Consider the following 16,754-nt stretch of genomic DNA (forward strand, 5'->3'; position numbering starts at 1 on the left):
GCGAATAACGGAGGAGCGTTCATGAAAAAAATTCTGGTTTTAGAGGATGAGGCCAGCATTCGGAGCTTCATCGTCATCAATCTGCGCCGCGCGGGGTACGATGTTATCGAGGCCGAAAGCGGCGAGGAGGCGCTGGAGCGCCTGCGGGCCAACCCCGATGTGAAGGTGGCGCTTCTGGATATCATGCTGCCGGGAATCGACGGCTTTGAGGTGTGCCGCCGCATCCGGGCTACCAATACGAAAATCGGCATCATCATGCTGACAGCCCGCTCCCAGGAAATGGACAAGGTGACGGGGCTGATGACCGGCGCGGATGACTATGTGACCAAGCCCTTTTCCCCGGCGGAGCTTACCGCCCGGGTGGACGCCCTGTTCCGCCGGGCAGGCGGAGAGGAAACGGCGCAGACCGGGGAAATCAGCCAGCCGCCGTTTTTGCTGAATGTCCGCAACCGGACGCTGGAGAAAAACGGCCAGCGGGTAAAGCTGACACAGGTGGAGTACGCCATCATGCGGGTGTTTATGGAAAATCCCGGCAAGGCTCTCTCCCGGGAGGAAATTCTGGACCGGGTCTGGGGCCGGGATTATTTCGGTGAGCTGAAGATCGTGGATGTAAACATCCGCCGTCTCCGGCTGAAGATCGAGGACAATGTGCAGAACCCTACCTACATTACAACAGTCTGGGGTTATGGTTACAAGTGGGGCGCGTGAGGCGCACGTAAAAACGAACGGTAAGGAGGCGGGGCGCGTGCCGGAGCAAAATCAAAAACGAAAGGCTGTGCGGGTGCGGAGCCTCCGCCAGCGCTGGATTCTCAACTCCGTGGTGCCGGTATTTGCACTGCTGGCCCTGATTGTGGCCGGCGTGTCGCTGGGTATCTCCAATTACTACTATCAGGGAATGCTGGACGGACTGGAGCGTCAGGCCCGGGCGCAGTCCGGCGCCTTTGTGGATTACTTCATGGATCAGGGCTTTGCCAATTATTTGCAGCGGGCCAATCAGGCCATTTCCGACTACGCCGACAAGGAGCGGGTGGAGATGCAGTTCCTATCCTCCGCAGGAAGCATTCAGGCTTCCTCCACCTCAAATCTGACGGTGGGCACCCGCCCCGGGACGGACGATATTGCCCGGGCGGTGGAGCAGAACCGCATCTGCTACTTCCGGGGGGCGGACCCCAAGACCGGGGAGCAGATTTTGGCGGTGTCCCATCCGCTGACTGTCAACGGCAAGGTGGTGGGCGTTCTGCGGTTTGTCACCTCGCTGCGGCAGGCGACGGTGCAGGTGCGGCTGAGCGTGCTGGCGGTGTGCGTTGTGGCGGCGCTGTGTCTGCTGATGGTCATCAGCTCCAACCTCATTTTCATCAACAACGTGGTGGAGCCGGTGGCGGTGGTCACAGACGCGGCCAAGCGGATCTCACAGGGCGGCTACGGCTACACCGTGGACAATAAATACGGCGGAGAGCTGGGCGAGCTGGTGGACAACATCAACGATATGTCCGCCAAGATCGGCCTGAACGAAAAAATGCGATCGGAATTCGTGTCCTCGGTATCCCATGAGCTGCGGACGCCCCTGACTGCCATCAGCGGGTGGGGCGAAACACTGCTGGCGGACCCGGACCGGGACGCGGTGCAGCTTCACCGGGGACTGAGAATCATCGTCAACGAATCCCGGCGGCTTTCCTCCATGGTGGAGGAACTGCTGGACTTTTCCAAAATGGAGGACGGACGCTTTACGCTGCAGTTAGAGGAGGTCGATTTGCAGGCGGAGTTTGAGGATGCCATTTTCACCTACCGGGAGCTGTTCCGGCAGGAGGGCATTGAGCTGCGCTATGAGCCGGGAGAGGCGCTTCTGCCGCCGGTCAGCGGCGATCCGGAGCGGCTGAAGCAGGTATTCTGCAATGTGCTGGACAACGCCGCCAAGCATGGCGGCGCCGGGCGGCGCATTGACGCCTCGCTGACAGCGGAGGGGACGGAGCAGGTCATCCGTGTCCGGGACTACGGCCCCGGCATTCCAGAGGCGGAGCTGCCCTATGTGAAGCAGAAGTTTTACAAGGGCTCCTCCAAGGCCCGGGGCAGCGGCATCGGTCTTGCGGTGTGCGATGAGATCGTCCGACTCCATGGTGGTACCTTTGACATCGGCAATGCCGAGGGCGGCGGCGCGGTGGTGACCGTTCGGCTGCCGGAAAAGAAGTAGAACAAATGTTTGATTTTTAAAATGCGATATGCTATACTGCATGGGAAAGGAAACAGACTATGGCTGAAGAACAGCAGCGCAGGGGCGCCTTCCGCACCAGCATCGGCGGACAGGCGCTTATTGAGGGAATTTTGATGCGGGGGCCGGAAAAGCAGGCCATTGTGGTCCGGGACAAGGACGGAAAGCTGGTAGAAAAGGTGGAGGAGCTGCGGTTCATTAAGGACCGTTACCCCATTTTAGGTCTGCCGCTGGTGCGGGGCACCGTGAATTTTCTGGCGGCGATGGTCAGCGGCGTGAAGGCCCTGATGTATTCCGCAGATTTCTACCCGGACGAGGAGGCCGCGCAGCCCTCCAAATTTGAGCAGTGGATGGAAAAGCACCTCAGCAGCGAAAAGCTGGAAAAGGCCCTTGTGGCCTTTGCGGTGCTGGTGGGCGTCGGAATGTCGGTATTTTTGTTTCTGGTGTTGCCTACGCTGCTTACCGGCGCACTGCTGCACTATTTCCCGGGCTTTCCCCTGTGGGGGCGGAACGTGCTGGAAGGTCTGCTGAAAATTTGCATTTTCCTGCTGTACCTCGTGCTCTGCTCCAAGCAGAAGGACATTTACCGGGTGTTTCAGTATCACGGCGCGGAGCATAAGACCATTTTTTGCTACGAGGCGGGCCTGCCGCTGACGGTGGAGAATGTCCGCATTCAGCCCCGGCACCATCCCCGCTGCGGAACGAGCTTTTTGTTCGTGGTGATCTTTGTGTCCATTCTGGTATCCAGCGTGGTGTTCGGCATCTGGCCGGTGACCAACGCCGGACTGCGGACGCTGATTCATCTGGTGCTGCTGCCGCTGGTGGTGGGAATCACGTATGAGTTCAACCGCTGGGTGGGCCGCCATGTGAAGGAGAGCCGACTGGCACAATTGCTGACCGCGCCGGGAATGTGGATGCAGAATTTCACCACCAACGAGCCGGATGACAGCATGATCGAGTGTGCCATCCGCTCTCTGGAGCTGGTGCTGCCCAGCGAAAAGGGCAAGGACGAGTGGTGAGCCGAAAGAGGGGACAGGCCCCTTTATCCGCAGTGAGATAGCCCCCTTGTGGGGCGCGTATCCCATGGCAAGCATGGCTTGAATAGATAGAAAAACGATTACGGAGCGTAATATGGCTATCACATATAACGATTTGTTTTTGGATATTCGCCGGGAGCTGAAAAAGGGCGGTGTCATTGACACTACATTGGAGGCCCGGGAGCTGGTGTGCTTCGGCGTGAACAAGAGCCGGGAGGAACTGACCCGGGATGGACGGCTGTACGCCCCGCCGGAGCTGGAGCGCCGGGTCCGGGAGCTGACTGCCCGGCACCTTGCCGGAGAGCCGGTGGCGTATCTTATTGGCGAGTGGGAGTTTTACGGCCTGCCGCTGGATATTTCCAGCGATGTGCTGATTCCCCGGCCGGATACGGAGGTGCTGGTGGATGAGGCGCTGCCGTATATCCAGACCCTTGGCTCCTGCCGGGTGCTGGACCTGTGCGCCGGGAGCGGCTGTATCGGACTGGCCATCGCCGCCCATGCCCCCGGCGTTCGAGGCGTATTGGGGGAGTATTCTGATGCCGCGCTGAAGGTTTGCCGGCAGAATGTCCGCCGCTGCGGCCTGACCGCCCGGATGATTCCCATGCAGGTCAACGCGCTGGAGCGGCCCGACCGGGCGCTGGGTGAATTCCAGTGCATCGTCAGCAACCCGCCCTACATTCCCCGGAACGATATTCCGGAGCTGGACCACTCCGTCCGGGATTATGAGCCGCATCTGGCGCTGGATGGCGGTGAGGACGGTCTGGACTTTTACCGGGCCATCTGCGAAAAGTGGACCGCCGCGCTGGTCCCCGGCGGGCGGCTGTATTTCGAGGTGGGCATCGGACAGGCGGACAGTGTGCTGCGGCTCATGCGCGCGCAGGGCTTCGGGGATATTCAGGTGGTGAAGGACCACAATGACATTCCCCGGGTGGTGTTCGGAACGCTTTGCAGTGAGGTTTACAGCGAGTAAAAAGGCCCGAAACGGGCATTCAGATAGAAAATCAGAATTGGGAGGAAGAACGTATGGCAAAAGAGAAAGCGCCGATTCCCACCGCCGCGCCGGCGGAGGACAAGAAGCGGGCCATTGAGGCTGCTATGGGCCAGATCGAGAAAATGTACGGCAAGGGCTCCATCATGCGCTTGGGAGACCAGAACAATTTGCAGGTGGATGTGATTCCCACCGGCTCACTGTCGCTGGATGTGGCGCTGGGCGTGGGCGGACTGCCGAGAGGGCGCATTGTGGAGATCTACGGGCCGGAGTCCTCCGGTAAGACGACCCTTGCCCTCCATGTGGCGGCGGAGGCCCAGAAAAAGGGCGGCGAGGTTGCCTTTGTGGACGCCGAGCACGCGCTGGACCCCACCTATGCCCGGGCGCTGGGCGTGAATATTGACGATATGCTCATTTCCCAGCCGGACACCGGCGAGCAGGCTCTGGAAATTACGGAGGCGCTGGTGCGCTCCGGCGCTATCGACGTCATTGTGGTGGACTCTGTGGCGGCACTGGTGCCCCGGGCCGAGATCGAGGGCGAAATGGGCGACAGCTATGTGGGCCTTCACGCCCGGCTGATGAGTCAGGCGCTGCGGAAGCTCACCGGCGCTGTAGGAAAAACGAACACCATCGTCATTTTCATCAATCAGCTTCGTGAAAAGGTAGGCGTGATGTATGGCAACCCGGAGGTCACTACCGGCGGTCGGGCACTGAAGTTCTACGCCTCCGTCCGCATTGACGTGCGCCGTATTGAGGCGCTGAAAAACGGCGGCGAGGTAGTGGGTAACCGCACCCGGGCCAAGGTGGTGAAGAACAAGGTGGCGCCTCCGTTCCGGGAGGCGGAATTCGACATCATGTACGGCGAGGGCATTGCCCATACCGGTGAGCTTATCGATCTGGGCGTCCGACTGGGTATCATCACCAAGGCTGGCTCGTGGTTCTCCATGGGGGAGACCCGCATCGGGCAGGGCCGAGACGCCGCCAAGAAGTATCTGGAGGAAAATCCCGACATCGCCGCCGATGTGGAGGCGCAGATCCGGGCCAACTTCGATAAGCTCATGGGGAATCAGTCCCGTATTGCTGCCGCCAAGGCTGCCGGGAAGGCCGTGAATGTCTCGGCGGACGATTTCAACGATGAGGATTGACCGCATTGAGGCCTCCAAGCATAAGCGGGGCCGAGTGCTGGTATTTTTGGAGGACGGAAGTCTTCTGAAGGTCACGGAGCAGGAGCTTTTGACCTTCGGCCTCCGGGCCGGGGACACGCTGGACGAGGAAACGCTCCGGCGGCTGAAAGAGGCTGCCGGGGTGTCCAACGTCAAGACTACGGCGGCGGACCTCATTGGCCGCCGGGCCATGAGCCGCCGGGACCTTGAACGGAAATTGCAGGAAAAGGGGGCCTCGGAGGCCGAGGCCCGCTATGCCGGGGAATGGCTGGAGGCCATCGGCGCGCTGGATGACGCTGCCTATGCCGCCGCGCTGGCGCACCACTGCGGTGACAGGGGCTACGGCCCCCGGCGGACCCGGGAAAAGCTACGGGAAAAGGGCGTGCCCCAGGAGCTGTGGGACGCGGCGCTGGAGGAGCTGCCGGAGGATGGCGGCCAGATCGACCGCTTTCTGCAGGGCAAGCTCCATGGCCGCGCCCCGGAGGAAAAGGAAAAAAAGCGGCTGACGGACGCGCTGCTGCGCCGGGGCTTTCCATGGAGTGAAATCAAATCCGCGTGGAGCCGCTACGGCTCGGAGCTACCGGAGGAGTGAGAACCATGGGAAAAAGGTTAAGAAGCGCAAGAGGCGATCTGATCGCGCTGCTGGTGCTGGACCTGATGTGCATCGCGGAGTTCTGCTGGGTGCGAAGCTGGGGACCTGCGGCGCACCCGCCGGTACGGCCGTGGATGTCCGGAATTTTGATGGTTTTATGCTGCGGGGATACCTTGCGGTGCATTCTGCGCTTCCGGGAGCTGACGGGGCATTGGCCGGACCTGCGGAAGTGGGATCTGGGCGCGAAAGATAAGGAAAAAGAGGAGAAGGAACCTTGAGCTACAACATATCATTTATTTCGCTGGGATGTGCGAAAAATCAGGTGAACTGCGAGCAGATGATGGCGCTGTGCGCCGAGGCGGGCTATGCCATCCAGACGGAGCCGGAGGGCTGCGATGTGGTGGTGGTGAACACCTGCGGCTTTTTGGCGTCTGCCTGCGGGGAGGCCATTGAAAACATTTTAGAGATGGCGGAGTTGAAAAAGGAGGGAAAAATCAAGAAGATTCTTGTCACCGGCTGCATGACCCAGCGCTATAAAGAGGATATTTTCCACGAGCTGCCGGAGGTGGACGGCCTGCTCGGTACCGGCAGCTATGGCGATATTGTCAGCGCTGTTGCGGAAGTGATGGAAAAGGGCACAAAGCCCTGCCATTTGGGGAACATCCATACCGCCAACCAGAGCGGCGAGCGGATCTTGTCCACGCCGCCGTGGTATGCCTATCTGCGAATCGCCGAGGGCTGCGATAACCACTGCGCCTATTGTGTGATTCCGTCCTTGCGGGGTAAGTACCGCAGCCGCCCCATGGACGAGCTGCTGGACGAGGCGGCGGAGCTGGCCTCCGCCGGGGTGAAGGAGCTCATCGTCATCGCGCAGGATATCACCCGGTACGGCACAGACCTGAACGGCGAGCACCAGTTGGCAAGGCTCCTGCGTGAGCTGTGCAAGCTGGATTTCCACTGGATTCGCCTCCACTATCTCTATCCCACGGACACCACCGATGAGCTTATTGACGTCATCGCGGGCGAGCCGAAGATCGTGAAGTATCTGGATATTCCCATCCAGCACTGCAACGATACGATTTTGAAGGCCATGAACCGCCGGGACACCAAGGCGGAGCTGCTGGGACTTCTGAAAAAGCTGCGGGAAAAGATTCCCGGCCTTGTACTGCGGACCAGCCTTATCACCGGCCTGCCCTATGAGGGTGACACCGCCTTTGAGGAGCTGTGCGATTTCCTGCGGGAAGTGAAGATCGAGCGGGCAGGCGTGTTCACCTTCTCCCCGGAGGAGGGTACGAAGGCGGCCCTGATGGACCATGTGGACACCGAGGAGGCCCGCCGCCGGGCGGAGCTGGTGGTGGACGTCCAGTCCGACATCATTGACGCCTATAACGATTCCATTCTGGGCGAGGAGCGGGAGGTGCTCTGCGAGGGCTATGATTCGCAGGCGCAGATGTTCTATGGCCGCAGCTACGCGGAGTCCCCGGACATTGACGGGCGTATCTGGTTCACCGCCGACAGCGAGATCACCCCCGGCAGCTTTGTGAATGTCCGCCTCACCGGCATTATGGACGGGGAAACGACCGGAGAAATGGTCGAGGCATGAACTGGGGCGGCATTTTGCTGGGGGCTGTGTCCTTTGCGGTCATCGGTGCGTTCCACCCCCTTGTGATTTGGGCGGAGTACCAGTTCGGAAAGGGCTGCTGGCCAGTATTCCTGTGCGCGGGCCTGCTGCTCGCCGTTGTCTCCTTGCTGACGGAAAACGTGTACGGCGCCGCCGTACTGGGGATTCTGGCGTTTTCGTGCTTCTGGAGCATTCGGGAGCTGTTTGAACAGGAGCAACGGGTCCGGAAGGGCTGGTTTCCCAAAAAGGAAAAGAGGAAAGAACAATGAATTTACCCAATAAACTGACCATGCTGCGGATTTTGCTGATTCCGGTATTCATGCTGGTGCTGTACTGGGGATTCCCCGGGGCCACATGGGCGGCGCTGGCCGTGTTTGTCATTGCCAGCCTTACCGACCTGCTGGACGGAAAAATCGCCCGGAAGTACAATTTGGTAACGGATTTTGGAAAATTCGCCGACCCGCTGGCGGATAAGTGCCTCGTGACAGCGGCGATGCTCTGGTTCGTGGAGATTGGCCAGATGCCCGCTTGGGCGCTGCTGATCGTCATTGTGCGGGAATTTGCGGTCAGCGGCCTGCGAATGATTGCCAGCGATAAGGGGCGGGTCATTGCTGCCGGCTGGTCCGGCAAGGTAAAGACCGCCAGCACCATGGCGGCTATCGTTATCATGCTGCTGATGAACGAGCCGTGGATGCCGGTGCCGAACGTATTGAATTTCCTGTGCGTGGTGGTCATTGTGGTGACAACACTGTATTCCGGCGTGGAATACTTTGTGCTGAACCGGGATATTATTGCAACAGTCTGATAAAAATAAAAGCGGCTTGCTCTGCAAGCCGCTTTTGCATTGTTTGGGGAAAAGCTGCCAAATGGGGAGTAGGCTCAATGCTCCGCATCCTCTGCGGTCAGCCAGGGGCCGGAAACGCTAAAGGTAAAGCAGACGCCATGGTCCGTCTTATCCGTCTGCACGGTGTCGCACCGGGAAAAGAGAAGCGAAAGGGACTCGCGAATAGTGGAATTGAGAATCACCATCGGCGTTGGAAATTCCAGCGCTGCGGAGGCGGTGTCCCGGTCCGCCCGGGGCGGCTGCTCCAAAAGGCCGACAGAAGGGACCATGCGGCTGATTTTCCGCACAGTCTTCCGCAGCGCGGTATAACGGGCCACAGATTCGGGGTTCAGAATTTTCATGGAATCACCCTTTAAAAATTTGTCAAATCAAGTATAGCATACGGCGTGGAAAAGCGCCAGCGGTATAAAAAGTTCCCCTGTCCATCGGACAGGGGAACTTGCTGTTTTGGCTTCGGAATATGGACAAACCGCTTGTGTGCGGCGGCTCAGGCATCCGCCTCCGCCATGCGGTAGCCGACGCCTACCTCGGTAAAGAGGTATTCCGGCTCGGCGGGATTTTTTTCGATCTTGCGGCGGATATTGGCCATGTTGACCCGGAGAATCTGATTGTCGCCGCTGGCGCGGGGGCCCCACAGCTCCTTGATGATGTAATCGTAGGTCAGGACCCGGCCGGCGTGCTTGCCGAGCAGGGCCACGATGCGGAACTCGCTGAGAGTCAGCTTGGCGTTTTCGCCCCGGATGAGCACCTGATGCTTATTGTAGTCAATGGTCAATTCGCCCACGGTGTAGGTGCCCTGCCGGGCGATCTCATCGTTGCCGGAGGCGGTGCGGGTATGGCGGATGGCGGTGCGGACCCGGGCCAGCAGCTCGTCCGTGCCGAAGGGCTTGGTGAGGTAATCATCCGCGCCGAGGTCCAGTGCGGAGACCTTGTCCTGCTCATGAGAGCGGGCGGAGACCACCACCACCGGCAGAGCGGACCAGGAGCGAATTTGACGGAGAATGTCCAGCCCGTCCATATCCGGCAGGCCCAAGTCCAAAATCACCAGATCGGGACAGTGAGAGGAGATCATGGACATGGCCTCGGCCCCGGTGGAGGCCCGCATGGCCTCATAGCCATTGGCGGTGAGAATGGTGGAGATGAAGTGGGCGATGCTCTTTTCATCTTCCACAATGAGAATTTTTTCCCGGATATTCATAGAGAAGCCTCCTTTGAAATGGGCAGACGGAAGATAAATTCCGCGCCGCGCTCATGATTGCAGGCGGTCAGGGTGCCGCCATGGGCCTTGACCACGGCGCTGCACACGGACAGGCCCAGTCCCATGTTCCGCTTTCCGTCTCCGATGGGCGAGAGGGTGTGGCGGATGGAATAGTCAAAGAGATGGGGCAGCAGCGCCGGGGCGATGCCCTGTCCGTTATCCCGGACAGAGAAGGCGGCGAAATCCCCGTCCTTCTGCACGCTGAGGTGGATGGCGGTGGTGGTGACACCGTGGTTTACGGCGTTTTCAATGAGGTTGGAGAGCACCTGCTCAATGAGGATGGGGTCCATGGGGACCATGAGCAGTTCCTCCGGCACATCCACGGAGAATTTGATCTGAGGAAGGCGCTTGCGGGCCTTCTGCGCCGCCTCGGCCAGCACCTCCTCAGCAGGCTCCGGCTGCTTGGAAAGCTCCGGCGCCTGATCGGAGCCGATACGGGTGATGGAGAGCAGATTTTCCACCACCCTGATGAGCCACTGGGCCTCGTGCTTCACATCCTCCAGCAGTGTGCGGCGGTCCTCCGGCGAAAGCTCGGGGTTATCCAGTACGGCGGAGGTGGAGCCGATGATGGAGGTCAGGGGGGTGCGGATATCGTGGGACACGGAGCGGAGCAGGTCAGCCCGCATTTTGATCTTTTCGTTTTCCATCCGCAGCCGGTCCAACTGGCGGGTCTTGGTGGTGAGGGTGGAGGTGATGACGGAGACCCCCAAAAATGTCAGGAACGAGAGGGGGTAGCCGGTGATGGTGAGATTGAAGGCCCAATAGGGGTATGTAAAGAAAAAGTTCACCGCCACAACACCCAATAGGGCGGAAAGAAGGCCCCAGACATAGCCGGTGGTGAGGAGGGAGGTCAGCAGCACCGCCAGTACGAAAACCGGCATGGCAAAGCCGGCGCTGGGGTCCAGCCGCTGAAGCAGGATGCATACGCCAACGGCAATCGCCAGAATGAACAGTGTGGTTTTCAGGTCTTTCAGGGAAAAGGGGAACAGCGAGGAAAGCGGGGGATGGCGGGAATCGGACATAAAATGCCTCCATAGAATTGAAATACGGCGTACCGGCGCGGGTGCGGCTGTGCGGCGTCCGCTGTAGGAGGCAGGGCCGCGCCCGTCGATTTTGGTACATATTCAGTATAGCAGACGGTGCGTTAATATGTCGCTAAAATTGGCGGGAACAGATCGGTAAGGAGTGATGGGGAAAATTTTTTGAAAAAATTTTTCGCTTGTTGCACAGAAACGTGCATCAAACCGTAAATGGAAAGGGTGGGGTAAACGGGAGGTGCGATATGAAAGAAAGACAGGAGGACGGACGGTTCTGCCGGGCCTATCTCCGGACCATGGACCCGGAGCGTGCGGCGGCGGAGATCAACCGCAGGGACGGTTACACCATGCTGGGCCGAAAAACCACCCAGCAGCACTTGGAGCAGATGCGAAGCGCCGCCGCGGCGACAGTGAAGCGGGAGGACATTTTGCGGCAGCTTGCAAAGCTGGCCTTCGGCGGCGCGGAGGACGCGGTGCGTCTGGCGCTGGAGCGGGGAGAGACCGCACCGGAGGGGCTGGAGCTTTCGGCGGTATCTGAGCTAAGAGTAACAGAAAAGGGGGTCGAGGTCAAGCTGGTGGACCGGGTGCGGGCGCTGGAGACCCTGTGGCGCTTGCTGGGAGAAAGCGGCGGGGCGCAGCAGGATGAGCTGTATCGGGCCCTGACGGAGCTGGGCGGCGGAACGGAGGACTGGAATGGCGAATGAGCGGTTCCGATTTTCCAAAAAGCAGCGGCAGGTATTGACATGGTGGCGGCAGAATCGCTGGCAGGCCATTATCTGCGATGGGGCGGTCCGCAGCGGAAAGACGTTCTGCATGGGGCTGTCATTTTTCCTGTGGGCGCAGAGCTGCTTTCACGGGCGGCAGTTGGCCCTGTGCGGCAAAACGGCGGGAGCCCTGCGGCGGAATCTGCTGACGGAGCTGGTGCCGCAGCTGCGGCGTATCGGCATGGAGGTAACGGAAAACCGCAGCGCCGGGACGCTGACCGTGACCTTTGGCGGGCATACGAACCGCTATCTCATTTTCGGCGGCCGGGACGAGTCCAGCGCGGCGCTGATTCAGGGTATCACGCTGGCGGGCGTTCTGCTGGACGAGGCGGCGCTGATGCCCCGCTCCTTTGTGGAGCAGGCTGTCGCCCGGTGCAGTGTGCGGGGAAGCAGGCTGTGGTTCAACTGCAACCCGGAGGGACCGGAGCACTGGTTTTATAAAGAGTGGATTCAAAGGGCGGAGGCCCGGGGAGCGCTGCGACTGCACTTTACCATGGAGGATAATCCCGGACTGGCACCGGAGATTCGACAGCGGTACGAGCGGCTGTATACCGGGACATTTTACCGGCGGTTCGTGCTGGGGCAATGGGCTGCGGCGGAGGGGCTGGTGTATGATTTTTTCGATTCGGAGCGGGATGCCCGGCCGGCGCCGGAGGGGCCGTTTGAGCGCTGGCGGGTGTCTGTCGACTACGGCACGGCCAATCCGACCTCTATGGGGCTGTGGGGCGAGAAGGTGGGCGTATGGTACCGGGTAGAGGAATATTACTACGATTCCCGCCGGGAGGGCCGACAGCAGACAGATGCGGAATACGCCGATGCACTGGAGCGTCTGGCGGCGGGTCGGAGCATCGAGCGGGTCATCGTGGACCCGTCAGCGGCCAGCTTTCTTGAGGCACTGCGGCGCCGGGGATACCGGGTGGTGAAGGCCAATAATGATGTGGCGGACGGAATCCGGGTAACGGCGGACCTGCTGCGGCAGGGTAAGATTGTAATTTGCGAGGGCTGCCGGGACTGCCTGCGGGAGCTGGCGCAATATTGTTGGGACGAAAAGGCGGGAAAGGACGCGCCCCGCAAGGAACATGATCATGCGATGGACGAGATGCGGTATTTTGCCATGGATCTGACGGGAAAGCGAAGCGGAGGGTTTGCGGTGGCCGCCGTGGAGCGGCGGGCGTGAGCGCGGAGTGAAAAAATAAAAAATTTTTCATTTGTTGCACAGAAACGTGCAACAAAGGCCGGATGTGCGCGGGGGGATGGGAGAAGGGTCTCCACAAGGGAGGAGTGGTTCGTTTGAAATTCTGGAAGCGGGGAGATACAGGGCTTGCCGCGCAGGCGGTACAGCTGCGGAGCCGGGAGGCGCATCCCTTCGCGCAGCTGCGGAACTTTACGCCCCAGCGCAGCGGCGAGCTGCGGCTGTATCAGGCGGTGCGGGAGGCAGTGCCGGTGGTGGACGCGGCGGTTTGCAAGCTCATCCGACTCAGCGGCGGGGTGAAGGTGCTCTGTGACGATTTGGAGACGCAGACAGCGCTGCGGACATTTTTGGAGCGGGTGAACGCGGGCCGCGGCCAGCACGGCATTGAGGCGTTCCTCAGTCAATATCTGGATTCCCTGCTGGTATATGGCGGAGCGGTGGGCGAGATGGTGCCCGCCGCCGGGAACCGGACGCTGGCGGCGCTGCTGTGCGGCCGGTTAGAGCAGGTGGAGCTGCGGGAGGGGGAAAGCCCGCTGGACTTTCGTATCTGTGGGCCGGACGAGCACGGGAGCATGGCGGAGCTGCCCTATCAGGAGCTGCTGCTGTTCACGCCACTGCACCCGGAGGCGGCGCATCCCTACGGCGTATCCATGCTGCGGGGGATTCCGTTTATGGCGGATATTTTAATGAAAATTTACCACACCATCGGCGTGAACTGGGAGCGGTGCGGCAACGTGCGCTTTGCCGTGACCTGCCGGGACAGTGAGGGCAGTGCCGCTCAGCGGGGACAGGTGCTGGCACAGGAATGGAGCCGCGCCATGCAGGAGACCCGCAGCGGCGATGTGCGGGACCTTGTGGCCGTGGGGGATGTGGATATCCGGGTCATCGGCGCGGACGCGCCGGTGCTGGACAGCCAGGTGCCGGTGAGGCAGGTCATGGAGCAGATCGTGGCCAAGACGGGCATCCCGCCCTTTATGTTGGGGCTGAACTGGAACTCCACGGAGCGGATGAGCGCTCAGCAGGCGGATATGCTGACCACGGAAATCACCGCCCTCCGCCGGACACTGACGCCGGTGGTGGAAAAAATCTGCCGGATGTGGCTGCGGATGCAGGGCAGCACGGAGACGGTCACGGTGGATTGGGAGGACATCAATTTGCAGGATGAGGTGGAGGAAGCCAAGGCGGAGCTGTACCGGGAGCAGGCACGGAAGCTGCGGAACGAGAACGATTTGGCGGAGAAGAAATAAGCAGGGGCCTTGGCTTCCGCGAACGAAGGTGAGCCGCGGCGGAAGCCGCGACAAGCGTTTTGCGGGGCAAAGCCTTGAAATCGACGGGCTTTGCCCGACGATTTGAGTGGAATAAGGGGCCCCCGCAAAAGCGGCGCTTTTGTGGGGGGTGCCAAGGCGGAGCTGTACCGGGAGCAGGCGCGGAGATTGAGAATCGAGAATGATGCGGCGGAAGAGACTAAGTGACGTGCCGTGGCTTCTGCGAGCGTAAGCGAGCCGCGGCGTTGCCGCGCCAAGGGTTTTGCGGAGCAAAACCTTGAAATCGGCGGACCTTGTCTGACGATTTGAGTGGAATAAGGGGTCCCCGCAAAAGCGGAGCTTTTGTGGGGCGGCCAAGGCGGAACTGTACCGGGAGCAGGCACGGAAGCTGCGGAACGAAAACGATTTGGCGGAGAAGAAATAAGCAGGGGCCTTGGCTTGGGCGAACGGAAGTGAGCCGCGGCGGAAGCCGCGACAAGGAAAATGACAGGGAGGAAACGGGATGCTGACACAGGAGGAATTACAGGCCATCAACCGCTATGCCAAGGCGGAGCTGACGGAGGATCAGGTATACACCTTCAGCGTGCGGCTGTGCGACAACGAGGTGGACCGGGATATGGAACGCTTTGCCACGGAGGACCTGGAGCGGCTGGGTGAGCTGTTTTTAGGCAAGAGCGGCATTTTTGACCACCAGTGGTCCGCCAAGGGGCAGACCGCCCGCATTTACCGCACGGAGGTGGTGCGGGAGCCGGGCGTTGTAACGGCGGCGGGGGATGAATACCGCTGGCTGAAGGCGTGGGCCTATCTCATGCGGACGGAGAAAAATCAGGACCTCATCACGGAGATCGAGGGCGGCATCAAAAAAGAGGTCAGCGTGGGGTGCAGCATGGGCCGGAGCGTGTGCTCCGTATGCGGGGCAGAAAACGGCGCCTGCAGCCATGTGAAGGGGCAGGTATACGGCGATAAGCTGTGCTTTACGGAGCTGCGGGAGCCGCTGGACGCCTATGAGTGGTCATTTGTGGCAGTGCCGGCCCAGCCCCGGGCGGGAGTTGTGAAGCGCTTTGGCCGGGAGGAGCCGGAGCTGCGGCTGCTGCAAAAGCAGGCGCAGGCAGGGCAGCGGTATCTCAGCGCGCTGCGCCGGGAGGTGGTGCGCCTTGCCATGCTGGCGGACAGCGCGTTGGACGGGCGTGTTTTCGCAAAGGCCGTGGGGCGGCTGGAGGAGGACGAGCTGCTGGAGCTCAAGGGCGCCTACGAGGCGCAGGTGGCAAAAAGGTTCCCGGTGCCGGTCCAGCTCCGGCAGCGGCAGGCGGAGCTGCCGGAGGACGCGGCTGTATTTCAGGTCTGATCTCCCGGTAGACGGGAATTGGAACGATAAATCAAGGGAGGAAGAAGAATGAACGTTTCTTATGAGGGCATCGGCCAGTGGGCCGCGACCTTCGCCTGCAGCGGCGTGAGCGAGGGGCAGGCGGTAAAGGTCAGCGGAAACGGCACGGTGGCGGCGTGTGCGGAGAACGGCGGGTTCGACGGCGTGGTGCTGTCGGTAGCCAGAGACGGCAAAGCCTGCTCCGTGGCCATGGGCGGCATGGTGACGGTGAGCTACAGCGGCACGGCCCCCACGGCGGGTTGGAACACGCTGGCGGCGGACGGTAAGGGCGGCGTGACCGTGGTATCCGAGGGCGGCAGGAGCTATCTTGCTGTGGAGGCGGACACCGCAGCCAAGACCGTGACCATCGTACTGTAAGGAGGGGAAGACAGATGGCATATCATTACGAAAATCTGAAGCTGGAAAAGGGAATGTACGGTCAGGGCGGCCGCAGCTTTGCCCAGACGCTGGAGGCTCTTGATCCCAGCGAGAGCTATAAGGGCACCGCGCTGGAGGGACTGGACGCCTTCCAGCGTCAGCTCAAGCGCTTTGACATCAAGGTCAAGGGCGCGGGCAGCGACCGGGTGGAGAAATTCTTCTGGTCCACGGAATCCGCCGTGCTGTTCCCGGAGTTCGTGAGCCGCGTGGTGCGCCAGGGCATGGAGGAGGAGAGCATCCTGCCGGACATTACCGCCACTGTCACGAATTTTGACGGACTGGATTACCGCTCCATCGCCTCTGTTCCCACGGAGGAGGAGAAAAAGCTCAAGCGTGTGGAGGAGGGGGCGCAGATTCCCCAGACCACCATCCGCACGCAGGAGAATCTGGTGCGCCTGCACAAGCGGGGCCGGATGCTGGTGGCCCCCTACGAGGCCATTCGCTTTCAGCGGCTGGACCTGTTCGCCGTGACGCTGCGGCAGATCGGCGCGTACATCGGCCGAATGCATCTTGAGGACGCTGTGAACGTGCTGGTGAACGGCGATGGCAATAACAACGCCGCCAAGGTGTACAACGTGGCGGAGAGCCCCATCGGCGGCACGGACGGTACGCTGAGCTATGGCGCACTGCTGGATTTCTGGGCGCAGTTCGATCCCTACACTATGAACACCATGCTGGTGAGCCGGGACATGATGCTGGCCATGCTGAAGCTCAGCGAGTTCCAGAATCCCAACACGGGCCTTAACTTTCAGGCTACCGGCAAGCTGACAACGCCGCTGGGCGCCAAGCTGCTGCGCTCTGCCGCCGTACCCAGCGGGACCATCATCGGTCTTGATAAAAATTACGCGCTGGAGCAGATCTGCGGCAGTGAGGTAGTCGTGGAGTATGACAAGCTCATTGACCGTCAACTGGAGCGGGCGGCGATTACGTCCATTTCCGGCTTTGCCAAGCTGTTTACGGACGCGGCGAAGGTACTGAAGGTCTGA

General features: G+C 60.8%; 19 protein-coding genes. 16 read left to right on the forward strand and 3 right to left on the reverse strand.

Annotated features, from left to right (window positions below):
• Nucleotides 1-21 precede the first annotated feature (21 nt).
• The 10 genes from PY311_RS03310 to pgsA all read left to right on the forward strand — a co-directional run bounded on the left by PY311_RS03310 (nt 22) and on the right by pgsA (nt 8,412).
• Nucleotides 22-708 (forward strand): response regulator transcription factor, encoded by a 687-nt coding sequence (locus PY311_RS03310; protein WP_286147256.1) that lies wholly within the window; start codon nt 22-24, stop codon nt 706-708.
• A 37-nt stretch (nt 709-745) separates the two neighbouring features.
• Nucleotides 746-2,188 (forward strand): HAMP domain-containing sensor histidine kinase, encoded by a 1,443-nt coding sequence (locus PY311_RS03315; RefSeq protein ID WP_286147257.1) that lies wholly within the window; start codon nt 746-748, stop codon nt 2,186-2,188.
• A gap of 59 nt (nt 2,189-2,247) precedes the next feature.
• Nucleotides 2,248-3,225, forward strand: coding sequence for a DUF1385 domain-containing protein (locus PY311_RS03320; RefSeq protein ID WP_286147258.1), 978 nt, complete (start codon nt 2,248-2,250; stop codon nt 3,223-3,225).
• A 112-nt stretch (nt 3,226-3,337) separates the two neighbouring features.
• Nucleotides 3,338-4,213, forward strand: coding sequence for a peptide chain release factor N(5)-glutamine methyltransferase (prmC, locus tag PY311_RS03325; protein WP_286147259.1), 876 nt, complete (start codon nt 3,338-3,340; stop codon nt 4,211-4,213).
• Nucleotides 4,214-4,266: 53 nt separating this feature from the next.
• Complete coding sequence (recA, locus tag PY311_RS03330) at nt 4,267-5,376, forward strand: recombinase RecA (protein ID WP_286147260.1); 1,110 nt, start codon at nt 4,267-4,269, stop codon at nt 5,374-5,376.
• Nucleotides 5,366-5,986, forward strand: a complete 621-nt coding sequence (locus tag PY311_RS03335; protein WP_286147261.1) for a regulatory protein RecX — start codon at nt 5,366-5,368, stop codon at nt 5,984-5,986. Before recA ends, PY311_RS03335 begins: the two co-directional genes overlap by 11 nt.
• Nucleotides 5,987-5,991: 5 nt before the next feature.
• Entirely contained in the window at nt 5,992-6,264 is a 273-nt protein-coding gene (locus PY311_RS03340; RefSeq protein WP_286147262.1) for a hypothetical protein, read from the forward strand.
• On the forward strand, nt 6,261-7,589 hold the full coding sequence (gene rimO / locus PY311_RS03345) for a 30S ribosomal protein S12 methylthiotransferase RimO (protein ID WP_286147263.1): 1,329 nt from the start codon (nt 6,261-6,263) through the stop codon (nt 7,587-7,589). Before PY311_RS03340 ends, rimO begins: the two co-directional genes overlap by 4 nt.
• A complete protein-coding gene (locus PY311_RS03350; protein WP_286147264.1) occupies nt 7,586-7,876 on the forward strand; it encodes a DUF4491 family protein in 291 nt (96 codons plus the stop codon). The genes rimO and PY311_RS03350 overlap by 4 nt, the downstream gene beginning before the upstream one ends.
• Entirely contained in the window at nt 7,873-8,412 is a 540-nt protein-coding gene (pgsA, locus tag PY311_RS03355) for a CDP-diacylglycerol--glycerol-3-phosphate 3-phosphatidyltransferase (RefSeq protein ID WP_286147265.1), read from the forward strand. Before PY311_RS03350 ends, pgsA begins: the two co-directional genes overlap by 4 nt.
• Before the next feature lie 74 nt (nt 8,413-8,486).
• Here pgsA and PY311_RS03360 read toward each other — a convergent pair whose 3' ends face one another.
• From PY311_RS03360 to PY311_RS03370, 3 genes are all read right to left on the reverse strand, one after another.
• A complete protein-coding gene (locus PY311_RS03360) occupies nt 8,487-8,792 on the reverse strand; it encodes a hypothetical protein (RefSeq protein WP_286147266.1) in 306 nt (101 codons plus the stop codon).
• 146 nt (nt 8,793-8,938) lie between these two features.
• Nucleotides 8,939-9,649, reverse strand: a complete 711-nt coding sequence (locus PY311_RS03365; protein WP_286147267.1) for a response regulator — start codon at nt 9,647-9,649, stop codon at nt 8,939-8,941.
• Nucleotides 9,646-10,731, reverse strand: coding sequence for a sensor histidine kinase (locus tag PY311_RS03370; protein WP_286147268.1), 1,086 nt, complete (start codon nt 10,729-10,731; stop codon nt 9,646-9,648). The genes PY311_RS03365 and PY311_RS03370 overlap by 4 nt, the downstream gene beginning before the upstream one ends.
• A 260-nt stretch (nt 10,732-10,991) precedes the next feature.
• On the opposite strand from PY311_RS03370, the gene PY311_RS03375 reads away from it, so the two are divergent.
• From PY311_RS03375 to PY311_RS03400, 6 genes are all read left to right on the forward strand, one after another.
• On the forward strand, nt 10,992-11,450 hold the full coding sequence (locus tag PY311_RS03375; RefSeq protein ID WP_286147269.1) for a hypothetical protein: 459 nt from the start codon (nt 10,992-10,994) through the stop codon (nt 11,448-11,450).
• Entirely contained in the window at nt 11,440-12,687 is a 1,248-nt protein-coding gene (locus tag PY311_RS03380) for a PBSX family phage terminase large subunit (protein ID WP_286147270.1), read from the forward strand. The genes PY311_RS03375 and PY311_RS03380 overlap by 11 nt, the downstream gene beginning before the upstream one ends.
• Nucleotides 12,688-12,800: 113 nt before the next feature.
• On the forward strand, nt 12,801-13,949 hold the full coding sequence (locus PY311_RS03385) for a serine/threonine protein phosphatase (protein WP_286147271.1): 1,149 nt from the start codon (nt 12,801-12,803) through the stop codon (nt 13,947-13,949).
• A 520-nt stretch (nt 13,950-14,469) separates the two neighbouring features.
• A complete protein-coding gene (locus PY311_RS03390; protein WP_286147272.1) occupies nt 14,470-15,312 on the forward strand; it encodes a hypothetical protein in 843 nt (280 codons plus the stop codon).
• A gap of 48 nt (nt 15,313-15,360) precedes the next feature.
• Nucleotides 15,361-15,708, forward strand: a complete 348-nt coding sequence (locus PY311_RS03395; protein WP_286147273.1) for a hypothetical protein — start codon at nt 15,361-15,363, stop codon at nt 15,706-15,708.
• A gap of 14 nt (nt 15,709-15,722) precedes the next feature.
• Nucleotides 15,723-16,754 carry a phage major capsid protein gene (locus PY311_RS03400; protein ID WP_286147274.1) on the forward strand — a complete coding sequence of 344 codons (1,032 nt, stop codon included), beginning with the start codon at nt 15,723-15,725 and terminating at the stop codon, nt 16,752-16,754.

The sequence above is a fragment of the Neopoerus faecalis genome (assembly GCF_029218125.1).
GTDB classification, from domain to species: domain Bacteria; phylum Bacillota; class Clostridia; order Oscillospirales; family Oscillospiraceae; genus Oscillibacter; species Oscillibacter faecalis_A.